General features: G+C 55.8%; 19 protein-coding genes and 1 rRNA gene. 12 read left to right on the forward strand and 8 right to left on the reverse strand.

All coding sequences use genetic code 11. The features are described from left to right. Nucleotides 1-167 (reverse strand): 16S ribosomal RNA (locus INT33_RS17955); the annotation flags it as partial. A 570-nt stretch (nt 168-737) separates the two neighbouring features. Next, entirely contained in the window at nt 738-1,892 is a 1,155-nt protein-coding gene (lldD, locus tag INT33_RS17960) for an FMN-dependent L-lactate dehydrogenase LldD (protein WP_193092635.1), read from the reverse strand. Nucleotides 1,893-2,200: 308 nt separating this feature from the next. Between lldD and INT33_RS17965 the strand changes: the two genes are divergently transcribed. The 3 genes from INT33_RS17965 to INT33_RS17975 are packed head-to-tail and all read left to right on the forward strand — an operon-like array spanning nt 2,201 to nt 6,265. After that, nucleotides 2,201-2,974 (forward strand): GntR family transcriptional regulator, encoded by a 774-nt coding sequence (locus INT33_RS17965; RefSeq protein ID WP_009724995.1) that lies wholly within the window; start codon nt 2,201-2,203, stop codon nt 2,972-2,974. Further along, nucleotides 2,971-4,890, forward strand: coding sequence for a sensor histidine kinase (locus INT33_RS17970; RefSeq protein ID WP_193092636.1), 1,920 nt, complete (start codon nt 2,971-2,973; stop codon nt 4,888-4,890). The genes INT33_RS17965 and INT33_RS17970 overlap by 4 nt, the downstream gene beginning before the upstream one ends. Next, nucleotides 4,883-6,265 (forward strand): sigma-54-dependent transcriptional regulator, encoded by a 1,383-nt coding sequence (locus tag INT33_RS17975; protein ID WP_193092637.1) that lies wholly within the window; start codon nt 4,883-4,885, stop codon nt 6,263-6,265. Before INT33_RS17970 ends, INT33_RS17975 begins: the two co-directional genes overlap by 8 nt. On the opposite strand, the gene INT33_RS17980 is transcribed toward INT33_RS17975, so the two are convergent. The 3 genes from INT33_RS17980 to INT33_RS17990 form a co-directional block, all read right to left on the reverse strand. Beyond that, entirely contained in the window at nt 6,241-6,912 is a 672-nt protein-coding gene (locus tag INT33_RS17980) for a metal-dependent hydrolase (RefSeq protein ID WP_193092638.1), read from the reverse strand. The two genes, INT33_RS17975 and INT33_RS17980, sit on opposite strands and share 25 nt — an antisense overlap. Before the next feature lie 104 nt (nt 6,913-7,016). Further along, entirely contained in the window at nt 7,017-7,571 is a 555-nt protein-coding gene (locus INT33_RS17985) for a gamma carbonic anhydrase family protein (RefSeq protein WP_192539272.1), read from the reverse strand. A 75-nt stretch (nt 7,572-7,646) separates the two neighbouring features. Continuing rightward, nucleotides 7,647-8,987, reverse strand: a complete 1,341-nt coding sequence (locus tag INT33_RS17990; protein WP_193092639.1) for a sodium-dependent transporter — start codon at nt 8,985-8,987, stop codon at nt 7,647-7,649. Between the two features lie 158 nt (nt 8,988-9,145). Here INT33_RS17990 and prlC point away from each other — a divergent pair, with 158 nt between their 5' ends. The 4 genes from prlC to INT33_RS18010 all read left to right on the forward strand — a co-directional run bounded on the left by prlC (nt 9,146) and on the right by INT33_RS18010 (nt 15,175). After that, nucleotides 9,146-11,194, forward strand: a complete 2,049-nt coding sequence (prlC, locus tag INT33_RS17995) for an oligopeptidase A (RefSeq protein ID WP_193092640.1) — start codon at nt 9,146-9,148, stop codon at nt 11,192-11,194. A 75-nt stretch (nt 11,195-11,269) separates the two neighbouring features. Continuing rightward, nucleotides 11,270-11,521 carry a YheV family putative zinc ribbon protein gene (locus INT33_RS18000; RefSeq protein ID WP_193092641.1) on the forward strand — a complete coding sequence of 84 codons (252 nt, stop codon included), beginning with the start codon at nt 11,270-11,272 and terminating at the stop codon, nt 11,519-11,521. A 358-nt stretch (nt 11,522-11,879) separates the two neighbouring features. Next, on the forward strand, nt 11,880-12,863 hold the full coding sequence (locus INT33_RS18005) for a TAXI family TRAP transporter solute-binding subunit (protein ID WP_193092642.1): 984 nt from the start codon (nt 11,880-11,882) through the stop codon (nt 12,861-12,863). Nucleotides 12,864-12,961: 98 nt separating this feature from the next. Continuing rightward, complete coding sequence (locus INT33_RS18010; protein WP_193092643.1) at nt 12,962-15,175, forward strand: TRAP transporter permease; 2,214 nt, start codon at nt 12,962-12,964, stop codon at nt 15,173-15,175. A 114-nt stretch (nt 15,176-15,289) separates the two neighbouring features. Here the strand turns inward: INT33_RS18010 and metF are convergent, their stop codons facing one another. Next, nucleotides 15,290-16,132, reverse strand: a complete 843-nt coding sequence (gene metF / locus INT33_RS18015; protein ID WP_193092644.1) for a methylenetetrahydrofolate reductase [NAD(P)H] — start codon at nt 16,130-16,132, stop codon at nt 15,290-15,292. A gap of 145 nt (nt 16,133-16,277) precedes the next feature. Here metF and INT33_RS18020 point away from each other — a divergent pair, with 145 nt between their 5' ends. Beyond that, nucleotides 16,278-17,213, forward strand: a complete 936-nt coding sequence (locus INT33_RS18020; RefSeq protein WP_193092645.1) for an AEC family transporter — start codon at nt 16,278-16,280, stop codon at nt 17,211-17,213. A gap of 9 nt (nt 17,214-17,222) precedes the next feature. Here the strand turns inward: INT33_RS18020 and ligB are convergent, their stop codons facing one another. Both ligB and metK read right to left on the reverse strand, forming a co-directional pair. Then, nucleotides 17,223-18,917, reverse strand: a complete 1,695-nt coding sequence (ligB, locus tag INT33_RS18025) for an NAD-dependent DNA ligase LigB (protein ID WP_226940263.1) — start codon at nt 18,915-18,917, stop codon at nt 17,223-17,225. A gap of 126 nt (nt 18,918-19,043) precedes the next feature. Further along, nucleotides 19,044-20,264, reverse strand: a complete 1,221-nt coding sequence (gene metK / locus INT33_RS18030; RefSeq protein WP_192539264.1) for a methionine adenosyltransferase — start codon at nt 20,262-20,264, stop codon at nt 19,044-19,046. A gap of 265 nt (nt 20,265-20,529) precedes the next feature. On the opposite strand from metK, the gene tkt reads away from it, so the two are divergent. From tkt to INT33_RS18050, 4 genes are all read left to right on the forward strand, one after another. Beyond that, nucleotides 20,530-22,521, forward strand: a complete 1,992-nt coding sequence (gene tkt, locus INT33_RS18035; protein WP_192539263.1) for a transketolase — start codon at nt 20,530-20,532, stop codon at nt 22,519-22,521. A 2-nt stretch (nt 22,522-22,523) separates the two neighbouring features. Further along, entirely contained in the window at nt 22,524-22,877 is a 354-nt protein-coding gene (locus INT33_RS18040; protein ID WP_193092646.1) for a CidA/LrgA family protein, read from the forward strand. After that, a complete protein-coding gene (locus tag INT33_RS18045; RefSeq protein ID WP_193092647.1) occupies nt 22,867-23,589 on the forward strand; it encodes an LrgB family protein in 723 nt (240 codons plus the stop codon). Before INT33_RS18040 ends, INT33_RS18045 begins: the two co-directional genes overlap by 11 nt. Nucleotides 23,590-23,663: 74 nt before the next feature. After that, nucleotides 23,664-24,722 carry a type I glyceraldehyde-3-phosphate dehydrogenase gene (locus INT33_RS18050; RefSeq protein ID WP_192539261.1) on the forward strand — a complete coding sequence of 353 codons (1,059 nt, stop codon included), beginning with the start codon at nt 23,664-23,666 and terminating at the stop codon, nt 24,720-24,722. Nucleotides 24,723-24,770 lie beyond the last annotated feature (48 nt).

A 24,770-nucleotide genomic window follows, 5' to 3' on the forward strand; every position in this document is an offset into this window, starting at 1 on the left:
GCCTGGGTTTCCCCAGGTTATCCCCCACTATCGGGCAGATTCCTATGCATTACTCACCCGTCCGCCGCTCGTCAGCGGGTAGCAAGCTACCCCTGTTACCGCTCGACTTGCATGTGTTAGGCCTGCCGCCAGCGTTCAATCTGAGCCATGATCAAACTCTTCAGTTTAAAATCATTGTGATGCTTACTCGCCACCCGAAGGTAACAAAAGCGCATCAAACTTGGCTCAAGGTTCAAACGAATTCATTCAAACTTTCGTTTTCATGACCGCTTGCCTTGATATTTGGTGATTTATCACCCTCATCGGCAAGCGCCCACATGAATTACCTGATCAAATTGTTAAAGAGCTGTTTTCGCTGCTGAACTTCCGAAGAAGTAACTAGCTAACCGATGAACTGGCTTGCCTCAGCGAGGAAGGCGTATTCTACGCATTTCCTGGTGTTTGTCAATCACTGTTTTGAGTGAGTGAAGCGAGTGAGCGAAGAAAGCGAGATAACGTTGCTTTCTGGCGTGGCTCGTTTCAAAAAGCGCTGGAAGACATCGAAGCATGTTGCTGCTGAGTTCTTCTAACTCTCTGACAAACCGAAGGTTTTCACCTTCAATCACCGCTGGTAACGCTGTGCGTCCCCGGCAGCGGATGCGTACTTTACGGATTCGCTGCCGTCTTGGCAAGTGGTTTTGTAAAAAAACTCCAACATTCGTCTATTACCCTAATGCCAGCAGTAGCATCCCCTCTATTTAAGTAAGCGCAGGAATTGAGTCAGGCACTAATGACTCGGTGCTGAGATCAGCAATTGTTCGCGCACCGGTGAGCGTCATCGCCACCTTCATCTCTTTTTCGAAAAGCTCAAGCAGGTTAGCAACTCCCGCCTCACCTGCTGCTGCAAGCGCATAGATAAAGGCGCGACCAATCAATGCTGTATCTGCGCCCATGGCAATCATCCTTACTACATCCAACCCATTACGCACACCAGAATCAGCCAGGATGGCCAGGTCACCCTTAACTGCATCTGCAATAGCAGGCAGGGCACGCGCGGTAGAAGGCACACCATCCAACTGACGGCCACCGTGGTTTGAAACTACAATGCCATCAGCCCCAAAGCGGACTGCATCACGGGCATCATCAGCATCCAGTATGCCTTTAATAACCATTGGGCCATCCCACTGCTCACGAATCCAATCCAGATCTTTCCAGGAAATAGAGGGATCAAAGTTATCGCCAAGCCAGGCAATATAATCTTCAAGCTCCGTCGGCTGACCACGATAATCAGACACGTTGCCTAGGTCATGCGGGCGACCATGCACACCGACATCCCAAGCCCAAAGAGGATGCAACGCAGCTTGCAGCATACGTTTCATAGGCCCGCTTTTGCCGCTCATGCCTGAATGAGCATCGCGATAACGCGCACCAGGCACAGGCATATCAACGGTGAAGACTAATGTTTTAACCCCTGCCGCCTTAGCACGCTCAAGCACGTGCTTCATAAAGCCCCGATCCTTCAATACATAAAGCTGAAACCAGATGGGCCGCTCCACTGCCGCTGCCACTTCTGCAATTGGGCATACGGAGACCGTCGATAACGTAAACGGTATGCCCTTCTTGGTCGCTGCCCGTGCTGCCTGGACTTCACCACGCCTAGCGTACATGCCTGTTAGCCCCACCGGCGCCAAGGCAAGAGGCATTGCCATCTTTTCACCAAACAGTTCGGTTTCCAGCGATAGCGACGACATATCCTTCAACACTCGTTGCCGCAGCGCGATACCCGCTAGGTCTTCAACATTGTGCCGCAACGTATGCTCTGCGTATGACCCACCATCAGCATAGTGAAACAGAAACGGGGGGATACGACGCTTGGCAGCTAGGCGGTAGTCCGTCGGTGATGAAATGATCATGGCAGGCCCTATGCAATAAACAGATGCACTATCGATAAGTACTATCTATAAACGGTCATCGAAGCGTCAGTGTTAAACGCCCTAGATAAAATTGGTTTTACCAATTTACAAAAAATTTGCATCAACAGTAATGAGGCGCCGCAGTCGTGTCAAACGCGCATCACGCATCACGGCGTATTTTGGCCATATACTTTAGTTATAAACCAAACAAGCGGTGCCAATAGTCACCAATTTGCTAGCCTTTTACTGTTGAGACAAACCATTAAAGCCCCTACTATTGGTCTTACCAATTATGAGGATCTGCACTAATGACTTATCCACCGCTCCGCCAGCAGCGCTTGGCTGATGTGATTACCGAGCGCCTTGAGGCAATGATTCTTGAAGGTAGCCTCAAGCCTGGTCAGCGCCTGCCACCAGAAAGAGAGCTTGCTGAACGTTTTGGCGTGTCGCGCCCCTCTCTACGTGAAGCCATCCAAAAGCTTGCCGCACGAGGCCTGCTTACCAGCCGCCAAGGGGGTGGTACCTTCGTGAATGAAACGCTCAACAGCGGCTACACCGACCCTTTGTTGGAGATGCTTTCCCGGCACAACGAATTTCATTTGGATTTGCTTGAATTTCGCGATGCGATGGAAGGCATTTCGGCTTATTACGCCGCGTTACGCTCGACGCCAGCGGACAAAGCCGTATTAATCCAGCGCTTTGAAGAACTTGACGGTGGATTTGTGGGCGCCAACCCCGCCCAAGAAGCAAAGTTAGATGCCGCCTTCCACCTCGCTATTGCAGAAGCCGCTCATAACGTACTGTTACTTCACACTATTCGAGGCATTTTCCATTTATTAGAGCAGAGCATCGTTGATAACCTCGCCCATCTTTTTGCAAAGCCCGACTCGCGCTCGCAGTTAATGAAGCAGCACCGCGCCCTGCTAGATGCGATTTTAGAAGGCCGTGCTGAAGATGCCCGCAGCCGAGCGCACGAGCACCTAGTGTACGTTGAGGAGGGTCTTCTCGAGATGGCCAGAGCGGAAACCCGCGCCCAGCGAGCCCTGCGTCGTGCCCAAGGTACCAGTAGCACACCCGCATGAGTCGCTTACCTCGCCTTTCAGACCATCGCTGGCGACTGCTCTGGCTGATCGCGATTCCGCTAGGGCTCATGCTATGTATGTGGCAAGCCGCTCAACTGGCCCGCGAGCAGGCGCTATCAAACTTACAAGACGATGCCGAAAACGAGCTGCGGCTTTCTGCCGCCAACTTAAACGGTTACCTGCTGCGCTATGATTATTTGCCACAAATGCTGGCGACCAGGGAAGGCGTACAACGTTTTTTAGACTCTCCAGACAGCCAAGACCCCATGCCGCTCAACTTGCTGCTTGACCGTTTTCGCTTTACCTCTGGGGTCTCTGATGTCTATTTGCTTAACCGTAACGCCGATACCATCGCTGCCAGCAACTGGCATCGCCAGAATACCTTTATTGGGCATAACTACGCGTTTAGAAGCTATTACACGGAAGCCATTGCCGGTCGGCAAGGGCGGTTTTACGGTTTAGGTACCCAATCGCTGGAGCGCGGCTACTTCTTTTCGGCCCCCGTCTGGCTTGATGATACCTCTCCCGATGCCCAGCCCGACGGCGTCATGGTGATTAAGGTCTTGCTGGATGAGGTCGAAGAGGGCTGGGCGGAGCAAGACGCCGAGCTGCTGGTCACTGATAGCGACAATATAATCTTCATGGCCAGCCGCCCGGAACTGCGCATGAACGCGCTCTATCCGCTTAGTGATGATCGGCGCGATGCACTGCTTGCAACGCGACGCTACGCCATGGAGCCATTGTCGCCATCGGGTATTAATATAGAGACAACATATGGACCTGACAGCGCGTTGGTGAGCTTCTCGCAAGGCCCGCTCAGTGGCGGCCGCTATTTAAGCCTTACCCGGCCGGTGGCAGAGTTTGGCTGGCAGATGCATATTTTTAAACCCTTAGCGCCGGTTATAAGCGCGCAATGGATCGCCGCACTAATGGCGGGAGGGCTTTATGGAATCATTGCCCTGGGTGGCGCGATTGGGTGGCAGCGTTTGCGCTTACGCCGTGAGCGCGAAGCGTTTGCTGAACGTGAGCGGCAAACGCTTTCCCTCGTTCGCGATGAGCTGGAGGAGAGTGTCGAGCGGCGCACGCGCGACTTGGTAGCCAGCAACCAGCGCCTCTCGGATGAAATTGAAGAGCGCCGCCGCGCAGAAGCCAACCTGCGCCAAACCCAAGATGAGCTGATTCAAGCCGCCAAGCTCGCCGTCCTTGGGCAATTGGCCGCCGGGATCAACCATGAACTCAATCAACCGCTGGCCGCTATTCGTGCGTATGGTGAAAACGCCCGGCGCTTTCTGGCGCTTTCCCGGGTTGATCAGGCCGACACCAACTTGGAACAAATTGTTGAATTAACCAAACGCATGGCCGATATCAGCGCGCAGCTTCGCCAGTTTTCACGCAAGAGTAGCGAGCGCCAGGAGACAATTTCCGTCCAGGCGTGCATTGAATACGCGCTGCGTTTGTTTCAAAGCCGCCTGCGTGAGGAACATATTCACGTCGAACAACAGTGGCCTGACGTCACGCTATGGGTCACCGGTGATTTAGTACGCCTTGAGCAGGTGCTGGTGAATCTGATCGGCAATGCGCTCCATGCCATGAAAGAGACCCCTAATCCGACGCTCACGCTGAGCGCCACGCTTACCGGAAAGCAGGTAACCATCAGCGTGATAGACAACGGCCCCGGCATCGGTGAGCAGCACATGGCGCAGATTTTTGAACCCTTTTTCACCACTAAAGCACCAGGAAGCGGGCTAGGGCTGGGACTTTCCATCTCTTCGCGTATCATGGACGACCTTGGCGGCAAGCTTCAGGTCGTGAACCGTGAACAAGGTGGCGCATGTTTTACCATCTCGCTACCTTACTCGCCGCCCGCTCACCCGCACGCTCCACACCTTTTAAAAGAGAATAATAAACATGCATGAGCCGTCGACACTGCCGGTCATGGTGATCGACGACGAGCCCCATCTGCGTATCACCGCCAGTCAAACACTTGAACTTGCCGGCTACACGCCCTACTGCTTTGAAACGGCCGAGCAGGCGCTGGCCGCGCTGCCGGAGAATTTCCCAGGGGTGATTGTCAGTGACATCCGCATGCCCGGCATGGGCGGCATGGAATTACTTCATGAGCTGCATCACCGCGACCCTACCCTGCCGATTATCCTGATTACCGGCCATGGCGATATTTCCACCGCCGTGGAAGCTATGCGTGCCGGTGCCTGGGACTTTCTGGAGAAACCGTTTGCCGGTGATCAGTTGCTCGACGTCGTACGGCGGGGCATAGAAAAGCGCCAGCTCAGCCTGGAAAATAATCGCCTTAAAGCCGAGCTGGAAGTACAGCAGGCCGCCCTTGGCCCTCGCTTGGTCGGTCGTACAGCAGTAATCTCGCGTCTGGCCGCCATGATCCAGCGCATCAGTCAGGTAGAAGCCGATGTGCTGCTGTTTGGTGAAACGGGAACGGGGAAGGATTTGGTCGCCCGTGCGATCCATGAGCGCAGCGCGCGCCGCAACAGCCCTTTTATGGCGATCAACTGCGGTGCCGTACCGGAACACACCATTGAGTCTGAGCTGTTCGGGCATGAAAAAGGCGCCTTTACCGGCGCAGTGGAGCGGCGCATTGGTAAGTTTGAACATGCCAACGGCGGCACCGTGTTTTTGGATGAAATCGAATCAATGCCGCAGGCCCTGCAGGTCAAACTGCTGCGTGTGCTTCAGGAGCGCAGTATCGAGCGACTGGGCGCCAATGAAGTCATCCCGCTCAACTTGCGCGTGATTGCGGCCACCAAAGTGGACCTAAAGGCCGCCGCTGAAGAAGGTCACTTTCGCGAAGATCTCTATTACCGACTCAACGTCGTCACCTTGCCTTTACCCGCGTTGCGCGAACGTCGGGAAGACATCCCTCTCCTCTTTCAACACTTTGCGGTTGTGGCTGCGAATCGTAGTGGCCTGGAAGCCCCCAGTCTGGACAGCCATGGCATCGCGGCCCTGCTGGCTCACGACTGGCCCGGCAACGTGCGTGAATTGCGCAACCTGGCAGAGCGCTACGTGCTGTTGGGGGCGGCGTTTGATTATCGCCTAGACATGTTGCTGGAAGGGGCCGCGGCTGATACCCAGGAACCCACCCTGCCGCGCCAGGTGGAGCTATTTGAAAAGAGTCTGATCAGCCAGTCCCTTTCCCGCCACCATGGCCGTGTAACGGACGTCTGCCGCCACCTGGGTATCCCGCGTAAAACCTTTTACGACAAGCTCAAAAAACATGGTTTAAACGCTGATGACTATCGCCACAGCAGCGACCCCTGATGCATAAGCTCGACTAATACCGACCAGGGGGGCGCCCAGGGCAGCAGGGTTAAGGTCGCAATCAGCATTAAAAGATTAGACATCGGCCGTCGGCTGTCACCCAGCTTGAGCGCGGTGCCAAATGAGCGTTTCAGCCGGGCCCCTTCCAAATCGACGCTATAGATCTCATCAAGCCCTAAATGAATGATAAACCCTAGCAAAACGGCCGCACCATGCGACCATGCCATCCATGGCGGCTGAAACAAAAGATGAAAACTCAGCGCCGCCGTTAACAGCGAGCATAGCCCCGCCGCCAGCAGTGAATGCCAAATACCCCGATGCACCGTCAACTTTGAGAACAGGATCCCCGCCAGATAGCGCACCGAGAAGTAAATGCCGCCACAGGCAAGAAGCAGCATGCCCGGCGTTAGCCATGACTCCAGCAGCATCACGCCCAGCACCAGTGAAGGCACAGAAAGAATATTAAAAATCAACCGGATAGAGCGCGACCGATCCGCATCAATATCGGGCAGAATGCCGCCAAACGCGACCAGCGCCACGATCAATATCGCCTGGGAAGAAGGCCACCACTGTGCTTGCCAGCCCGCGTACGCCATTAGCATGCCGCCCGCGGTCGCTACCGTAATATGCGTGCGAAAGTTCGCCATGTCGCGGCACCCTAGAAAACTGGATAAATTACCAGATTTTTTAAGATTGCAACATGGCTGATTTAGAAAAAAGGTTGGTAGGCCAACGCTTTAGCCAACGTTAATCATAAGCATGCTTCGGCCAGGAACTGATCTTTCAGTTTTACATAGTTGCCCGCCGTATACGGGAAGAACGCACGTTCTTTATCTTTCAAAGGGCGTAGCGCTTTGGCGGGGTTGCCCGCATATACATAACCGCTTTCCAGGTGCTTGCCGGGTGTAACGACCGCGCCTGCGGCAATAATCACCTCGTCATCGACCACTGCGCCATCCATGACGATCGCCCCCATGCCCACCAGAATTCGGCTGCCCAGCGTACACCCGTGCAAAATAGCCTTATGGCCAATGGTTACGTCTTCACCAATCGTGAGCGGGAAGCCCGCCGGGTTGAAGTCGCTGGCGTGGGTAATGTGCAGCACGCTGCCATCCTGCACGCTGGTACGCGCACCAATACGAATCCGGTGCATATCACCCCGGATCACCGTCATCGGCCATACCGAGCAGTCGTCGCCCAACACAACATCGCCAATCACAACGCTTGCCGGGTCAATGTACACACGCTCGCCCAGCTGCGGTGACTGGTCTTTAAAATCTCTTAGCGCACTGTTTGTGTCTTGCATGGCACTCTCCTGATCGTCAAAGAACCTACCGGCTATCTTATAGCGGTTATACGGCGCGCCTTAGCACGGCACGGTTTATAACAGCCCGCCCAGCAATACGATAAATGTCAGCGGAATCGACACCCAACGAACCACGTTACGCCATAAAAGATAGCCGCCTTCCCCGGCGCCCAGTGCTTGCATCGCGGTAGTCCGCGGCATTACCCAGGCGGCAAAGATGGCAATCATCAACCCTCCCAACGGTAAAAACACGTCGGGCGGAATACTGCTGACCAGCTCAAAAACATTACGCCCAAACAGCGGCCGAAAATCGGCAAGCGTTGAGAACGAGAACGCCGATAAAAGCCCCATTAGCCAAACGCTCAGCGCGACGATAGCCGTGGCGATGCTTCGCCGACACCCCAAGCCTTGCAGCGTGACAACCATTGGCTCTGCCAGATTAATCGCCGATGTCCAGGTTGCCAGCAACAGTAGCAGGAAAAATACGCTTAGCCACACTACGCCACCGGGCAGCTCTGCAAAGGCGATAGGCAGCGTCACAAACATCAGTCCCGGTCCTTCGGCCGGATCCATTCCCTGGGCAAACACCACGGAGAAAATCGCAATACCGGCCAGTAGTGCCACGCTGATGTCGAGCGCCGCCACGGCCACAGCCGCTTTAGGCAGGCTCTGGTCTTCCGGCATATATGCCCCGTACGCCATCAGTGCACAGGCACCCACCGCCAGCGTAAAGAAGGCGTGGCCCATGGCATGCAGTACCACGGTAGGCGTTAGCGCCTCAAACGAGGGTAGAAATAACCACGCCAACGCCGTAGAAAAGCCATCGGTGGTAGCGGCATAGCCTGCCAGCAGGAGTAGCAAACCATAGAGCAGCGGCATCAACAGATTATTAAGCCGCTCGAGGCCTTTTGAGACGCCAGCGGCGACTACCGTCATGGTCATAAATAAAAACAGCGAATGATTAAAAATCAGCAAGCCGGGGCTGGCTAAAAATGCATCAAAACCTGCCCCGATCTCTGCAGCCGTTGCACCGCTGAACTGCCCGTTCACTGAGGCGACCAGGAACTCGATCGACCAGCCGGAAACCACGGAATAGAAAGATAAGATACAAAAAACGGTGAATGCGCCGAAAATTCCCAGCCAACGCCAGTTAGCAGATGCCCCGGCATCCATGGCCAGTGCACCAAGCGCCTGTATTGGCCCACGGCGCCCCGCTCGGCCGATGAGAATTTCAGCCATCATGACAGGAATACCCAACAGCAGAACAAAGCCTACGTAAATCAGTAAAAAGGCCGCGCCGCCGTTTTCACCTGCGACATAAGGAAAGCGCCAGATGTTGCCCAGCCCCACTGCTGCACCCGTTACCGCCAAGATAAAGGCCCGCTTCGACCCCCAGCGCTCCAGCGTTTCGCTCATTGTTGACTCCTGCCATTGTGGGCACTAAAAGGCGGCAAGACTAGCAGGCGCCCGCCAAGAGACCAAACCTTGCCATTGAAAGAGTGGCCGACTGCCCGCATTTTGTGACTATCATCGCGCTTTTTTTGCGCCCCCTAATTGTTGCCCACGAGGTGCTTATGTCCCGCAATCCCCTGCTTGAGACGCACGAGCTTCCCCCTTTCGCTGAAATACGTGCAGAGCATGTGGTGCCTGCGGTGGAAACATTGCTTGATGAGAACCGCGCAACGATTGACCGTTTGGCGCAACAGGCCTCAAAAACCCCGCCCACCTGGGAAAGCTTCGCTGTGCCCCTTGAGGCAGTAAGCGACCGGCTCTCCCAAGCATGGTCACCGGTTTCCCACCTAAACGGCACCATGAATACACCGGAGCTTCGCGAAGCCTACCAAGCCTGCCTGGAAAAACTTTCCGCCTTTGGCACCTGGGTCGGCCAGCATGAAGGGCTTTTTCATGGCTGGCAGGCACTCAAAGAGGGCGATGCCTGGGCCACGCTAGATTCAGCTCAGCAGCGCACGGTGGATAACGCCCTACGCGATTTCCGCCTTGCGGGGGTGGATTTACCCGCCGATAAAAAAGCCCGCTACGGCGAAATCCAGTCGCGCCTTTCTACGCTTTCCAACCAGTACTCCAATAACGTGCTGGATGCTACCCAGGCATGGCATAAGGACATCGACAGCGAAGAGGAGCTGGCAGGTGTTCCCTCAAGCGCGCTGGATACATTAAAAGCCCTCGCCGAAGCCAAAGGGGTCGCTGGATATCGGATCACCCTGGATTTCCCGAGCTTCTTCCCGGTGGTTAGCTATGCCGACAGCCGCGAACTGCGCCGCGAGGTGTATACCGCCTTTGTTACTCGCGCATCCGACCAGGGCCCGGGTGAAGGTACATTTGATAATGCTCCGATCATGGAAGAGATTTTAGCGCTGCGCCAGGAGCTTGCGAAGCTCTTAGGGTTTAAGACCTATGCCGATTTTTCACTGACCACCAAAATGGCTGAATCGCCCGAGCAGGTGCTCGATTTTATGGGCGATCTTGCGCGCCGTGCGGTGCCGCAGGCGAAAGAAGAATTTGCCGAATTAAGCGCCTATGCCCGCGACGAGCTCGGCATCGACACGCTGGAACCCTGGGATATCGCCTACGCGAGTGAAAAGCTTCGCGAGACGCGCCATGCGATTTCCCAAGAGCAATTGCGCCCCTACTTCCCCGCACCGCACGTGATTGATGGTCTCTTTCACGTCGTTGAGCGGCTCTATGGAGTACGCGTAGAAGAAGATATCGACGCCTCGCGCTATCACGCTGACGTGCGCTATTTCCAGATTACCGAAAACGGCCAGCCGATCGCCGGGTTCTATCTGGACCTGTACGCCCGCGAAGGCAAGCGCGGCGGCGCCTGGATGGCCGACTGCCGGGTACGCCGCCAGACCGATAACGGCATCCAGCGTCCGGTGGCGTTTTTAACCTGTAACTTTACCGCGCCGGTTGGGGGCAAGCCTGCTCTGCTGACTCACGATGAAGTCACTACGCTGTTCCACGAGTTTGGCCATGGCCTGCACCATATGCTGACCAAACAGCATATTGCCGATATTTCAGGTATTAACGGCGTTGCCTGGGATGCCGTCGAGTTACCCAGCCAGTTTATGGAGAACTACTGCTGGGAGCGCGAAGGGCTTAACCTGCTTGCCAAACATGTAGATACCGGCGAAGCCCTGCCTTCTGAGCTGGTTGAGCGCCTGCAGGCAGCCAAAAACTTCCAGTCTGCCATGGGCATGGTGCGGCAAATTGAGTTCTCGGTCTTTGACCTGCGCCTGCACTATGAATTAAGTGCCCCCAAAGCCCGCGACGTTCAGGCACTGTTAGACGAAGTACGCAGTGAAGTCTCAGTGGTGCCAGCGGTGTCCTTCAATCGCTTTCAAAATAGCTTTGCGCATATTTTCGCCGGTGGCTACGCCGCGGGTTACTACAGCTACAAGTGGGCCGAGGTGCTGTCTGCCGATGCGTGGAGCGCCTTTGAGGAGGCGGGTATATTTGATGCTGATACCGGCCAACGCTTCCGCCGTGAGATTTTAGAGCAGGGCGGGGCGCGCGACGCGGCCGAGCTCTTCGTGGCGTTTCGTGGTCGCGAGCCCAGCGTAGAGCCGCTGCTGCGCCATAGCGGCATTCGCGCCGCCTAATTTTTTACTGACCTCAGCTTATTGACCTAAGCGCGGCGCCAAGCATAAGACGGCGCCGCGCGTTTGGAGAACGCCATGTCTACCGTTAAGCGCTTTATTGCGGGTGTCACGTGCCCCCGCTGCGCCGCAATGGACCGTATTCGCGCCTGGGAACAGAACGGCATCCGTTACCGAGAGTGCGTGAACTGTGATTTTTTTGAGCAGCTGCCTATCGAAGATGAAAGCTCCTCAGAATTAACCACCCGGGTTAACCAGGTGCGCGAGGAGCAGAAAAGTCAGGACGTTCAACCGGTAAAAATCCTCGATCCCCGCAACCCCCATACCTAAGCCCTAGCTAAGAGAGCCAAAAGCTCTCTTAGCTACTTAATTGCCTGGCTGCTAACTCGCCTGGCCACTGTTTTACTATTTCCTCTTGCCTAACTCCTGCCTATTTGTCTGTTTTCCCATTCAATAGTGAGCGGAAAACCGCACACTATCTACCTGCTTGCGTGCGAATTACCAGACACTTCGCGATTACTGTATCTCCACTAAAGTTGAATAAAAATTTCATAAGTACATATTTTTATTAATCTAACTTCTAAATGGCACAACAATCGCTATTAAATAAGTGCTTAATAACGATTGCTACTGGCATGTAGACACGCTTGCCAGTCCATAATCCCAATAACAGCTTAGGAAACATGCCATGCGCACGATGATGCCGAAAACTCTCGCTCTACTGGTTAGTGGTGCAGCCCTGCTTGTAGCCGCCAGCGCTCACGCGGACCGCGCTGACTGGCCCGAAAACTTTACCGTGGGTACCGCAAGCCAGGGCGGCACGTTTTTCGTGTACGGTTCGGGCTGGGCCAACTTTATCGCTGACGAACTGGGCGTTTCTGGCGGTGGCGAAGTCACCGGTGGCCCGACCCAGAACCTGGCGTTGGTACACAGTGGCGATATGGCCTTCGGTCTGACCACGATGGGTCCTGCGTCTGACGCGGTGAAAGGCGAAAGCCCGCTGGCCCCGGGCTTGATGATGGATAACGTCTGTGCCCTGTTCCCAATGTATGAAACGCCGTTCTCGATTGCCGCCCTTTCAAGCTCCGGCATCGAGTCCATTTCAGACATTCCGGATGGCGCGCGCATCGGTTTCGGTCCCGCAGCCTCGACCTCTGACACCTACTTCCCCGCCATGCTTGAAACCCTGGGCGTCAACTTCGAACGTCGTAACGGTGGTTGGTCTGACCTCGGCGGACAGCTTCAGGATGGCCTGCTGGACGTAGTGGCGTTTGCCGCCGGTATTCCGATCCCAGCCGTTAGCCAGTTAGAAGTACAGACGGATGTGAACATCATCGAATTTACCGAAGATGAGCTTGCCACCGTATTGGAAGCCTTCCCAGTAGCCGAATTCAATATTCCGGCCAGCACGTACTCAACGCTTGAAGATGATGCACGCGCGGTTTCCATGTGGAACTTTGCGATTGCCGGCTGTGACCTGCCAGAAGACTTCATTTATGAAGTGACCAAGGCCACCATGGAAAACAACGATCGTATGCGCTCTATCCACCGCAGTGCTGAAACCAGCATTCCGGAAAACATCGTGCATAACAATGTTCTGCCCTTCCACCCGGGTGCAGCACGTTGGTACGAAGAGAACGGCTATGAAATTTCTGAAGACCTGATCAACTAAACCTTACGCACCATCTGACTGCCCCGTAACTGACTCTTCAGGCGGGGCAGTTTTGGCTACTGCTCCTTTTTTTGCTCCTGCTGTGAGGGTGAACTCTGATGAGTCCCGCGACCCCCCAAAACCCCAACGGCCTCAAGGATGATGCCCTACTTGCTTCATCACCCGATCCTATTCTTGCTGAGGGCGTTGATGAAGAAGTCGTTGAGCCTAACCGCCGTGTCTTTACCGGTTGGCAGTTTTTGCTATTTGCTACGCTGGCCATTGCCTACTCAAGCTTTCACCTGATTTCACTGAACGTGTACCCCATGGAAACATGGTCGTTTCGTATCGTTCACATCGCTGGTGCCTTAATCCTAGGCTATGGACTATTTGCCGGCGCCCGCTTTGCAGAGGATCACCAAACCGCCTCACCGGCATGGTTTAAATGGGCGAGCTACGCCCTACTGGTGCCTGCGGCTTATACGCTTGCGCAAGTCTTTCTGATGCAACAAACCATTAACGGCGGCGCCATGCGCATCGACGCCGCGGTCGAGACACTGCACTACGGCTATCCGTTAATGGCCACAACGGCCGCAGCCATCGTGCTGTCATGGTTCTATCGTCAGACTCGCCACCGCTTCAACCCCGCAGATCTGGTGCTCATGATCTGTGCGCTGGCCAGTGCGGGCTATTTATTAATGGCCTTCAATACCAGCATGCGGATGTCGACCGGCACCTCGTTTGCGCCTCCCGGCATCTCCTGGGCAGCCATTGCCGGCTCGCTGCTTATTTTGGAGCTAACCCGTCGCGTGGCCGGCTTGGCGCTGGTAATAATTTCGGCGGTGTTCCTGGGCTATGTGTTTGTTGGGCCATACCTGCCAGGCTTTTTGGGCTACCCGGGTCTATCGCTGCAACGCTTCTTCAGCCAGGTCTATACCGACGCCGGCATTTTGGGTCCGACCACCGCTGTCTCCTCGACCTACATTATTTTGTTCATTATTTTTGCCGCGTTCCTGCAAGCCTCAAAGGTAGGTGACTACTTTGTTAACTTCGCCTTTGCAGCAGCTGGACGCGCCCGTGGCGGCCCAGCGAAGGTATCTATTTTTGCTTCAGGCCTGATGGGCATGATTAACGGCACCTCAGCCGGTAACGTGGTATCCACCGGTTCACTGACCATTCCGCTGATGAAAAAAGTGGGCTACCCCGCGCGCAGTGCTGGCGCTATTGAAGCGGCGGCGTCTACCGGTGGGCAAATCATGCCGCCGATTATGGGCGCGGGCGCTTTTATCATGGCGGAAGTCACCGGCATTCCTTACACCGACATCGCCATTGCGGCAGTGATTCCGGCCATCCTTTACTTTGTGTCTATCTACTTTATGGTGGATTTCGAAGCCGCCCGTAAAGGCATGCGCGGCATGCGCAAGGACGAAATTCCGCTCTTTTCCAAACTCATCAAGCAGGCCTATCTGTTTGCGCCCATCATTATCCTGATTGTCGCTCTGTTTATGGGGTACTCGGTGATTCGGGCGGGAACGCTCGCCACTGCCTCAGCTGCGGTTGTCAGTTGGATTTCACCTAACAAGATGGGTGTGACCGCGATTCTCAAGGCGCTTCAGCTGGCGGGCACCATGGCTATCCAGATCATCGCCGTATGTGCCTGTGCGGGTTTGATCGTAGGGGTGATTTCGCTCACCGGCGTTGGCGCACGTTTCTCCTCGCTGCTGTTGGGTTTGGCGGGCGTTAGCCAGCTGTTGGCGCTGGTGTTTGCCATGCTGATCAGTATTCTATTGGGGATGGGTATGCCCACCACGGCCGCTTATGCGGTGGCTGCCTCGGTTGTGGCGCCCGGGCTAATCAATATCGGCATCGAACCGCTGATTGCCCACTTCTTTGTCTTCTACTTCGCCGTGGTATCCGCGATTACCCCGCCGGTGGCGCTGGCGTCTTACGCAGCCGCGGGGATTTCCGGCGACAACCCAATGGGTACCTCGGTAGCCTCGTTCAAGATTGGACTGGCGGCCTTTATCGTGCCGTTCATGTTCTTCTACAGCCCGGCCATGCTGATGGAAGGCTCCGCGCTGCAGATTATGCGCGTTGGCATCACTGCCATGCTGGGTATCATCCTGCTATCAGGCATGGTGCAGGCTTGGTTCTTTGGCCCGGTGAATGTATTAAAACGCGTGATAATGCTGATTGGCGCGCTGTGCATGATCTATGGCGGCATTTACACGGATATCGCCGGTCTGGCGATCGGTGCGGGTCTTGTGATGATACAGCGCAAGCAGTTTGGCGGTGGCAAACACACTGACAAGATGCAAGCGCCAGCGAGTTAGTAGCAAACTATAAAATAAAACGTCGTAACGTAAAACGCCCCGCTCAATTGAGCGGGGCGTTTGTGAGCGGGGCGTTTGATTTGGCACCGTTTAAATCGAAAGCTCAATACGCTGTTAGCCAACCAGATTACCCACCACTTTCAATACCGGAGCGGACTGGTTAAGCGTATAGAAGTGCAGCCCCGGTGCGCCGCCGTCCAAGAGCCGCTGGCAAAGCCTGCTCACAGCATCAGTACCAAATTTGGCAATTGCATCGCTATCATCACCGTATCCTTCCAACTGCTTGCGCATCCAGCGAGGAATCTCTGCGCCACAGGCATCGGAGAAGCGCGAAAGCTTGGTATAGTTAGTGATTGGCATGATCCCAGGAATAATCGGCTGATTAACGCCCAGCGCTCGCGCCTTATCGACAAAATTGAAGTACGCCTCGGCCGTAAAGAAGTATTGGGTAATCGCCATGTTGGCGCCTGCCTTCATTTTACGCGCGAAGTTTTCCACATCCCTATCTAGGTTCGCTGCCTGTGGATGAGACTCAGGATAGGCCGCTACGGCGATATCGAAATGATCGCCGGTTTCCGCACGAATAAACTCCACCAACTCATTGGCATAACGTAACTCGCCAATACTGCCCATTCCCGATGGCATATCACCACGCAGTGCGACGAGACTTTTGACCCCTTCCTCGCGGTACTGCGTCAGCAGATCACGCAGCTGAGCTTTCTCGCTGCCAATGCAGGAAAGGTGGGGGGCCGTTTGCACGCCGCTCTGGCTAACCGTACGCACGGTGTCCCGAGTACGCGCCTGAGTGGAGCCTCCCGCGCCATAAGTTACTGAGAAAAACCGCGGATTGCGGGCGGCCAGCTCATCGCGAACCAGCATCAACTTGTCACGCCCAGCATCGGTGCTGGGCGGAAAAAATTCAAAGCTGATACCTAGCGGATGTTCTTGGCTGCTCATGGGATTTCCTCATGCAGAACAATAATAAATAGTGATACTTTGGGGTATTCTCGCCGTTATAATGCGCCGGGGCTAATGAAAGATTCCACGTTTGGCCTTTAATTCTGCTCATGTTACTCACCGCTTGATGCCGCCAGGAGGGCATATGGAGCTATCCCCAAGCGCTTTAATGGGACCGCTACTCATGTTGTTGAGCTTTGTGGGCCTGGGATGGATCGCGGCACAGCGTTTAAAAATCGACCCACGCCCCATTGCTACGCTGCTGGTTTATCTGATTGCTCCCTTAACCATCTTTCGCGCACTGATGAACGGCGGGCCGACCCCTCACTATTTAATCTTAACATTGGCGCTGTTTATTCTGGTCAGCCTGTTGGCGCTGCTGGTACGGCGCGTGACTCAGCACCGATTTGGCCCTCAGGAAGGCGCTTTGCTGGCGTTTTCATCGGGCACTGGTAATACCGGCTATTTTGGTTTACCGGTCGCGCTGATTCTGCTGCCCCCAGAAGGCGTAACGCTTTATCTGTTCTGCATGCTGGGGATTAATCTGTATGAATTTACCGTGGGGTTTTATCTGAGTGCCCGCGGCCACTTCTCGATTCGCCAAAGCCTGATCAAGATTAGCCGCCTGCCGCTGATCTACGCGTTTTTGCTCGCACTGCTGCTGAGCTCATTGAATGTCACGCTACCCACAGCCTTGGCAAGTTCGCTGGATGTCTTCCCCGCGACCTACACGCTGTTGGGCATGATGATTATTGGCATGACGCTTAGCCAAGTGACGCTCGCCGCCTGGGATACGCGCTTTATTGCTGCCTGCGTTGGGCTGCGCTATATCGTCTGGCCAGCCGCCACCTTCACCGCGGTCGTGCTGTTACAGATGCTCATGCCGGTACCCGCGGAGCTGGCCATGGCGATACTGCTGTTAGGTGTTGTGCCCATGGCGTCCAATGTGGTGGTCGTCGCCATGGAGCTGGGTATTCAGCCGCAAAAAGGAGCGCTCGCGGTGTTGGTCACCACACTACTCGCTCCGCTGCTGATTCCGTTCTATCTGGGCGTTATGCTGCGCGCCACGGGGCTTGGCTAACGGTCGCGGCTATTCAAAGCCATCAACATCAAATGTCTGAAGCGTACGGACCATTACCTGCACCTGGGCATGCGAAAAGAACGCCTGGAGGGCCTGCGCCCTGCCCGGCCCGATGCCAGGCAGCGCTTCCCAATCCGCATGCTGGTAACCGATTAAAGCAGGCCAGCGTTCTAGGTCGGCACTACCTGCAGGCGGCATGCCCAGGCCCTGTAGCCATGCGCTATAGGACGCTGTCCGCGCGGCCTGAAACTGCTCATAAAGCGTCTCGGAACGCGCAGCGCCAATACCATGCGCCTGGCGAAGCTCGGCCTGATCAAGCGCCAGCCAGCTGAGTAGGTCTTCGATTAACCCGGCGTCCATTAGCGCCTGCCAGGTCCCTTCGCCCACCCCCTGAAGTTCAAGCTGTTCGCCAAGATAGGTTAGCCGTGCCAGCAGTTGGGCATCGCAGCCGGGGCTTGTCTGGAAACAGCTCAACAGATGGTAGTTTTCATTGGCGGGTACCGCGACGGGCGTACGCTCCAGGGTTTGCCATACCACTTCGTCAACCTGTGGAATAGTCAGTCCTGCCAAGGTAATGGCGACCTGATCGCCGGGGCGCACATCCAAATTTTGCCAGCGATCAAGCGAGCCGAGCGACACCCGGCTGATGCGCCGCCCCTCCAACTCAACTGGGTAGAGCCAGAGCAGCGGCGTAATACGTCCGGTGCGCCCGATGCGAAACTCCACGCCGCGCACTTCTGCCAACACTTTCTGCAGCGGATATTTCCAGGCTATCGCCCATTCAGGCGAAGCGGTCGACCAGCTGACGATTCCTGGGCGCACAGCCTGCTTAACGACCACACCGTCGGTGGCAAACGGCAACGCGTTGTTAAACCATGTGTTCCGCCAGTAGGCTGCGCCGTGCTCTTCATCCAGCCGATGTGTATAGCGGGCCGTATCAAAACCCAGCGCGCTAAGCTGGGTCAGTCGCTCGTTCATGGCGGTCGGCCCATCTGGCCAACCCCAAACAAATAGCCCAATTCGTGCCAGCACGTCCGGAGAGGGATTTGCCTGAGCCATAGCGCCCGCCACGGCCCCTCGTGCCCCAGAGTCAGACGCATGAGACTGAATATGCTCTTCAAGCTGCCAATAGAGCTCGCCCTGAAAAATGGCTGAGATAGTGTCGGGCAGAGCATTAGGCACGTTGGGCAATTGCAAGGCGCGGGCCGTCCAATCCTGCCCGTGTTGTCCATCGCCCCGACTAACCGCTTCCACCAGCTCGCCTGCTTGATAACGCAGCGTCACCGCAACGCCATCCACTTTAGGCTGTATCCAGAGGTTTTCCCGCCGGCTGGTAAAACGCCGCACGCCGGCTTCGTTGGTTTTATCCAGCCCCTGCTGAGCGGCCGCGTGCTCGAGAGTGCCGCGGCTGGACGTTACTCGGCGGGTAAGCGGCTGGTGGGAAGTGGAGTCATTCAGGCAGGCGCGCCAGCCCTGGAGCCGGTCAACGGCTTGATCGTAGAGCGCATCATCAATCAGCGAGACGCCTTCTTCATGATAGGCATGGTCCCACTGGGCAATTTGCGCGGCGAGTGCACGAGTTTCATGCTTAAGGCGCTCACTAGGCCAAGTAGGACATGCCGCCATCACGCTACTGCCCGCCATGACACACATTGTGATTAACACCAGTCCACCAATGCGCCGTCCCCACCGTACTGCTGGCATAACGCCCTCCCCTTATGATTGTATGCTTCAGCCTGTTGCATGACTCAGCCTAAAACAGGGGGCATAAAAAAACGCCCCCTGGCAGAGCCAAAGGGACGTTCTCTTACAAACAGCCTAGCGAATCGCTTACAAACCGGCGGCCTGACGCAATGCGTCGGCTTTATCGGTCTTCTCCCAAGGGAAGGCGGTAAAGGTTTCAGTATGTTGCTCGCCTTTATCGTCGCTCCAGGTGTAGCTGTGCTCAAACGGTGCCCGACCAAAGTGGCCGTAGGCAGCGGTCAGCTGATACATCGGGTGCAGCAAATCGAGCATTTTAGTGATCGCGTAAGGCCGCAGATCAAAGTGCTCGCTCACTAGCTTAACAATCTGGGCATCGTCAATTTTACCGGTGCCGAAGGTATCGATTGAAACCGACGTCGGCTCCGCCACGCCGATCGCGTAGGAGACCTGGATCTCGCACTTATCGGCCAACCCTGCCGCGACCACGTTCTTGGCCACATAACGACCCGCATAGGCCGCACTACGGTCTACTTTTGAGGGGTCTTTGCCCGAGAACGCACCGCCGCCGTGGCGCGCCATGCCGCCGTAGGTATCAACGATGATCTTACGACCAGTCAAACCACAGTCACCTACCGGGCCGCCAATCACGAACTTGCCGGTCGGGTTAATATGGTACTGGGTGTTCTCGTTGAGCCATTCTGCCGGAATCACCTGTTCGATGATTTCGCGCTTGACCATCTTGCGCAGGTCTTCTTGATCGATGTCAGGATCGTGCTGCGTCGACAGCACCACCGCATCAACACCACACGGCTGGCCCTGTTCATTATAGCGGAAGGTTACCTGGCTTTTGGCATCCGGGCGCAGCCACGGCAGCAGGCCGTTTTTACGCAGCTCAGCCTGACGCTCCACCAAACGGTGCGAGTAATGAATCGGCGCAGGCATAAACGAATCGGTTTCGTTGGTCGCGTACCCAAACATCAGGCCCTGGTCACCAGCGCCTTGGTCTTCCGGCTTGGTGCGGTCAACGCCCTGGGCAATCTCGACGCTCTGCTTGCCGATCAGGTTAATAACGCCACAGGTTGCGCCATCAAAGCCCACGTGGGAGGAGGTGTAGCCTATCTCGGTAATCACATCGCGGACGAGGGTTTCCAGATCCACCCACGCCGAGGTAGTAATTTCACCGGCAATAATCGCCACACCGGTTTTCACCATGGTTTCACAAGCAACCCGTGCCTGTTTATCCCGGGCGATAATGGCATCCAGCACCGCATCCGAAATCTGGTCGGCAATTTTATCGGGATGACCTTCGGAGACAGACTCCGAGGTAAACAGGGAATATTCGCTCATCGCGCTCTCGACCCTCTGTATGACGGCTGCACACTACTCGCAGCATCAGCAGGAAATCACGGCAGGAGGTTCCCTGCCCATAAAGGAAGCGGCATTAACCAGGTTGACCACCGCTTCGGGAGGCAGAGTCTACACGCTGTTGAGAGTTCTTCCCAGAATGTGCCCTATAATTTGCCGCTACATTTGCCGCCGCATTTGCCGCAACGTGGGAAGTCAGCGACAATAGCGCCTTCATTATTTACGTTTTCAGGCGAGGAGCACCCCCATGCCGTCCCGTTTTGAGCTGGCCAATGCCATTCGCGCCCTTTCCATGGATGCTGTTCAGAAGGCCAAGTCCGGCCATCCTGGCGCTCCCATGGGCATGGCTGATATTGCCGAGGTGCTGTGGAATGATCACCTCAAGCACAACCCCGAAGACCCCAAGTGGGCCGATCGTGACCGGTTCGTGCTGTCCAATGGTCACGGCTCAATGCTGCTCTACTCACTGCTGCATTTAAGCGGCTATGAGTTAAGCCTGGAACAACTGCAGAATTTCCGTCAGTTGCACTCGCCCACCGCTGGCCACCCGGAATTTGGCTACGCACCAGGCATTGAAACCACGACAGGCCCCTTGGGTCAGGGTTTTGCCAACGCGGTCGGCTTTGCGATTGCTGAAAAAACCCTGGCAGCCCAGTTCAACCGCCCCGGCCACACCATTGTGGACCATAACACCTGGTGCTTTTTGGGTGATGGCTGCCTGATGGAAGGTATCTCTCACGAAGCGGCGTCGCTGGCGGGTACCCAACAGCTGGGTAAGCTGATCGCGCTTTACGACGATAACGGCATCTCAATTGATGGCGAGGTCGAAGGCTGGTTTACCGACGATACCGCCAAACGCTTTGAAGCCTACGGCTGGCACGTGGTGCCCAACGTCGATGGCCACAAGCCGGAAGAGATCCAGGCAGCCATCGCGCTTGCCAAGCAGAATGACGACAAGCCCAGCCTGATTATCTGCAAAACGATCATTGGTTTTGGTGCACCCAACAAGCAGGGCAAGGAAGAGTCCCACGGCTCGCCGCTGGGTGAAGAAGAAGTCGCCCTGGCACGCAAACAGCTCGACTGGCCGCACGCGCCGTTCCATATTCCTGAGCCGATCTACTCTGCCTGGGATGCGCGTGACGCGGGTAAAACCCGTCAGCAGGAGTGGGAAAAGCGCTTTGCCCGCTATAGCGATGCCTTCCCGACCGAAGCGCGTGAGTTCAAGCGTCGCATGAAAGGCCAGCTGCCGGCTGAGCTCGCTACCGAAGCGTTGATCCAGCAGGCCCAGGAAAAAGGCGACAGCATCGCTACCCGTAAAGCGTCGCTTGAAGCGCTTAACGTGATTGGCCCGCAGATGCCGGAACTCCTCGGCGGCAGCGCCGACCTTGCCCCGTCCAACCTGACGTTCTGGAAGGGTGCCAAGGCAATCACGCCTGAAGATGCCAGCGGCAACTACCTGCACTATGGCGTACGTGAGTTTGGCATGGGTGCCGTGATGAACGGTATCGCCCTGCACGGTGGCTTTGTGCCTTACGGCGCGACCTTCCTAATCTTTATGGAATACATGCGTAACGCGGTACGTATGGCGGCGCTGATGGGCCAGCAGGCGATCTACGTATTCACGCATGACTCGATCGGCCTCGGTGAAGATGGCCCGACCCACCAGCCCATCGAGCAGCTAACCAGCCTGCGCACGACGCCAAACCTGAATACCTGGCGCCCGTGTGACGCCGTGGAAACCGCCGCCTCCTGGGATGCGGCCATCAAGCGTCACTCTGGCCCCACGGCGCTGATCCTGTCGCGTCAGAACCTGCCGCACCAGTCACGCACCAAAGCGCAGCTGGCTTCTATCCAGCGTGGCGGGTACGTGCTCAAAGACTCTGATGCCACGCCGGAGCTGATCCTGATTGCTACCGGTTCAGAAGTGGCGCTAGCCATGGACGCCGCCGCCGAGCTTGAAAAGCAGGGTAAAGCGGTACGCGTGGTCTCCATGCCGTCCACTTACCGCTTCAACGGCCAGGATGCCGAATACCGTGAAAGCGTGCTGCCCAAAGCGGTCACCAAGCGTATTGCCATTGAAGCCTCCCATGCCGACTACTGGTACAAATATGTAGGTCTGGACGGCCGTGTGATCGGCATGACCACCTTCGGTGAATCAGCCCCTGCGGGCGAGCTGTTCAAGCACTTCGGCTTTACGGTTGAAAATATCCTTAAGCACGCTGATGAACTGCTTGGCTAACAGTGCCCGCACTTAATGGCTTTTTATGGCTAATTAGCTACTGGCTGATCGGTGAAGTGATGGTTCACTTCACCGGTCTTCCGGTTTCATCCGGCGTCATCGGTATGCTGTTGCTAACCGCTACGCTTGCCGTCTGGGGCCGTGTTCCCTCAACGATTGCCGCTGCGGCGCAGCCCTTGATCGGCCTGCTTGCCATGCTGATCATGCCGGGCGTCGTGGGCGTGTTCTTTATTCTTGATGAGCTCGCCGGCCAGTGGCTGGCGATTCTCTGTGCGCTGATTGTTGGGACGCTGCTCAGCGTGATTACCACGCTGTGGCTGCTCAAGCGCCTGATGGGAAAAACGCATGTCCGCTAACGCTTTGCCTGACGCCTTAACCGCAACACCGCTGTTTGCGGTTGGGCTGACCTTTACCGCGTACCTGCTTGGCAACCTGGTATTTAAAAAGCTCAAGCAGCCTACCTGGTTACCGGCTATTTTAATTGCCGCGCTGTTGCTGGCCGCGATCCTAGCGATTATTGGCCTGCCGTATGCAGCTTATCGGCAGGATGCGTCCTGGCTAACGGTTCTACTCGGGCCCGCCACCGTCGCACTGGGCATGCCGCTTTATCAGCAGATGCCGCATATACGTGCACTGTGGCGACCGCTGACCATCTGTCTGCCTATCGCAGCAAGCCTTGCTGCCTGCTATGCCTTGGCCATTGCCTGGCTTATGGGCAGCTCTCCCCAGATTCTGGCTTCTCTTGCCGCCAAATCCGTCACCGCGCCTATTGCTATCGGTATTACCGAGCAAATTGGCGGCTCGGTGGCGTTACTGTTAGGTGCGCTGCTGGTTACCGGCGTTGCCACGGCGGCATTTGTGGGCCTTGCTGCACGGCTTTTAAAGATCGATGATGACCGCATCATTGGCTTTGCCTTGGGGCTTAACGGCCACGCCATCGGCACGGTGAGAGCGTTTGAAATCAGCCCCGCCGCTGGTGCGTTTGCTTCGCTGGGAATGAGCCTGACGGGTATTTTTACGGCTCTCATACTGCCGCTGGCTTGGCGTCTGATAGGCGTAGGTGGTTGAAATACGTTATCATCGCCAGTGCGTTTCATTACCCACGGTCATTGATCCACTTTTTATAAGAGCCGCTTTCTTACATGGCTAATTCTGCCTCGACGCACGCCACACCAACGTATCGCATCGCCATTAATGGTTATGGGCGTATTGGCCAGTGCGTATTGCGTGCGCTGATTGAGCGCAACGACCCTACGCTTGAGGTTGTCGCCATCAATGAGTTGTCAGACTTAGCGACGATTACCTATCTGACCCGTTATGACACCACCCACGGTCGTTTTCCTGGCGATGTCGAGAATGATGGCGAAGCGCTGATCGTCAACGGTCAGCGTATTCACGTTGTGTGTGAACAAGATCCTCGTAAGCTCCCATGGAAAGCGCTAGATATTGATCTGGTGTTGGAATGCTCGGGCAGCTTTAAAGATCGCGCGACGGCCGAGCAACATCTGGCTGCAGGTGCTAAGCGTCTGCTGTTTTCGCAGCCGGCGGAAAGCGATGTCGACGCGACAGTAGTGTGGGGCATTAACCAGCACGAGCTTGCGCCCTCACAGCGGGTTTTATCGGCGGCGTCGTGTACCACCAACTGTCTGGTTCCCTTATTGACCGTGCTCGACGAAGCGCTGGGGTTGGAGCACGGCGTCACGACTACCATTCACTCGGCCATGAATGATCAGCCGGTGATTGATGCCTATCACCAAACCGATTTGCGCCTGGCCCGCTCCGCGATGCAGTCCATCGTGCCGATCGATACTGGCCTGGCACGTGGTATCAGCCGTTTGATGCCTCACCTGACAGAACGCTTTGAGTGTCTGCACGTACGTGTACCCACTATCAACGTGTCTGCCATGGATGCCGCGCTGACGGTGCGCCGCGATACCAGTGCTCAGGAAGTCAACGACCTGTTACATAGCGCAAGCCAGCAGCGTCTGGCCGGCGTGCTGGGCTATACCGAAGAGCCCATGGCATCGATTGATTTTAATCACGACCCACGCTCGGGCATTTTAGATGCAACACAGACCCGCGTGGCTGGCAAACGTTTGATCAAGCTCTTATGTTGGTTTGATAACGAATGGGGATTTGCCAACCGCATGCTCGATATTGCGCAACGGCTTGCGGTTATTTCCAAGGAAAACGCTGCCTAGCATTGTTGGTCATGGCTTTGATTGTCATAGCGTTGGCTACCATATCAC

The organism is Halomonas colorata, from assembly GCF_014897985.1.
In the GTDB taxonomy this organism is placed as follows: Bacteria; Pseudomonadota; Gammaproteobacteria; order Pseudomonadales; family Halomonadaceae; genus Vreelandella; species Vreelandella colorata.

What these genes read in the sequence shown, in the direction of transcription:
- lldD (WP_193092635.1), bottom strand. Translation starts at nt 1,892, where the DNA reads ATGATCATTTCATCACCGACGGACTACCGCCTAGCTGCCAAGCGTCGT.
- INT33_RS17965 (WP_009724995.1), top strand. Translation starts at nt 2,201, where the DNA reads ATGACTTATCCACCGCTCCGCCAGCAGCGCTTGGCTGATGTGATTACC.
- INT33_RS17970 (WP_193092636.1), top strand. Translation starts at nt 2,971, where the DNA reads ATGAGTCGCTTACCTCGCCTTTCAGACCATCGCTGGCGACTGCTCTGG.
- INT33_RS17975 (WP_193092637.1), top strand. Translation starts at nt 4,883, where the DNA reads ATGCATGAGCCGTCGACACTGCCGGTCATGGTGATCGACGACGAGCCC.
- INT33_RS17980 (WP_193092638.1), bottom strand. Translation starts at nt 6,912, where the DNA reads ATGGCGAACTTTCGCACGCATATTACGGTAGCGACCGCGGGCGGCATG.
- INT33_RS17985 (WP_192539272.1), bottom strand. Translation starts at nt 7,571, where the DNA reads ATGCAAGACACAAACAGTGCGCTAAGAGATTTTAAAGACCAGTCACCG.
- INT33_RS17990 (WP_193092639.1), bottom strand. Translation starts at nt 8,987, where the DNA reads ATGAGCGAAACGCTGGAGCGCTGGGGGTCGAAGCGGGCCTTTATCTTG.
- prlC (WP_193092640.1), top strand. Translation starts at nt 9,146, where the DNA reads ATGTCCCGCAATCCCCTGCTTGAGACGCACGAGCTTCCCCCTTTCGCT.
- INT33_RS18000 (WP_193092641.1), top strand. Translation starts at nt 11,270, where the DNA reads ATGTCTACCGTTAAGCGCTTTATTGCGGGTGTCACGTGCCCCCGCTGC.
- INT33_RS18005 (WP_193092642.1), top strand. Translation starts at nt 11,880, where the DNA reads ATGCGCACGATGATGCCGAAAACTCTCGCTCTACTGGTTAGTGGTGCA.
- INT33_RS18010 (WP_193092643.1), top strand. Translation starts at nt 12,962, where the DNA reads ATGAGTCCCGCGACCCCCCAAAACCCCAACGGCCTCAAGGATGATGCC.
- metF (WP_193092644.1), bottom strand. Translation starts at nt 16,132, where the DNA reads ATGAGCAGCCAAGAACATCCGCTAGGTATCAGCTTTGAATTTTTTCCG.
- INT33_RS18020 (WP_193092645.1), top strand. Translation starts at nt 16,278, where the DNA reads ATGGAGCTATCCCCAAGCGCTTTAATGGGACCGCTACTCATGTTGTTG.
- ligB (WP_226940263.1), bottom strand. Translation starts at nt 18,917, where the DNA reads ATGCCAGCAGTACGGTGGGGACGGCGCATTGGTGGACTGGTGTTAATC.
- metK (WP_192539264.1), bottom strand. Translation starts at nt 20,264, where the DNA reads ATGAGCGAATATTCCCTGTTTACCTCGGAGTCTGTCTCCGAAGGTCAT.
- tkt (WP_192539263.1), top strand. Translation starts at nt 20,530, where the DNA reads ATGCCGTCCCGTTTTGAGCTGGCCAATGCCATTCGCGCCCTTTCCATG.
- INT33_RS18045 (WP_193092647.1), top strand. Translation starts at nt 22,867, where the DNA reads ATGTCCGCTAACGCTTTGCCTGACGCCTTAACCGCAACACCGCTGTTT.
- INT33_RS18050 (WP_192539261.1), top strand. Translation starts at nt 23,664, where the DNA reads ATGGCTAATTCTGCCTCGACGCACGCCACACCAACGTATCGCATCGCC.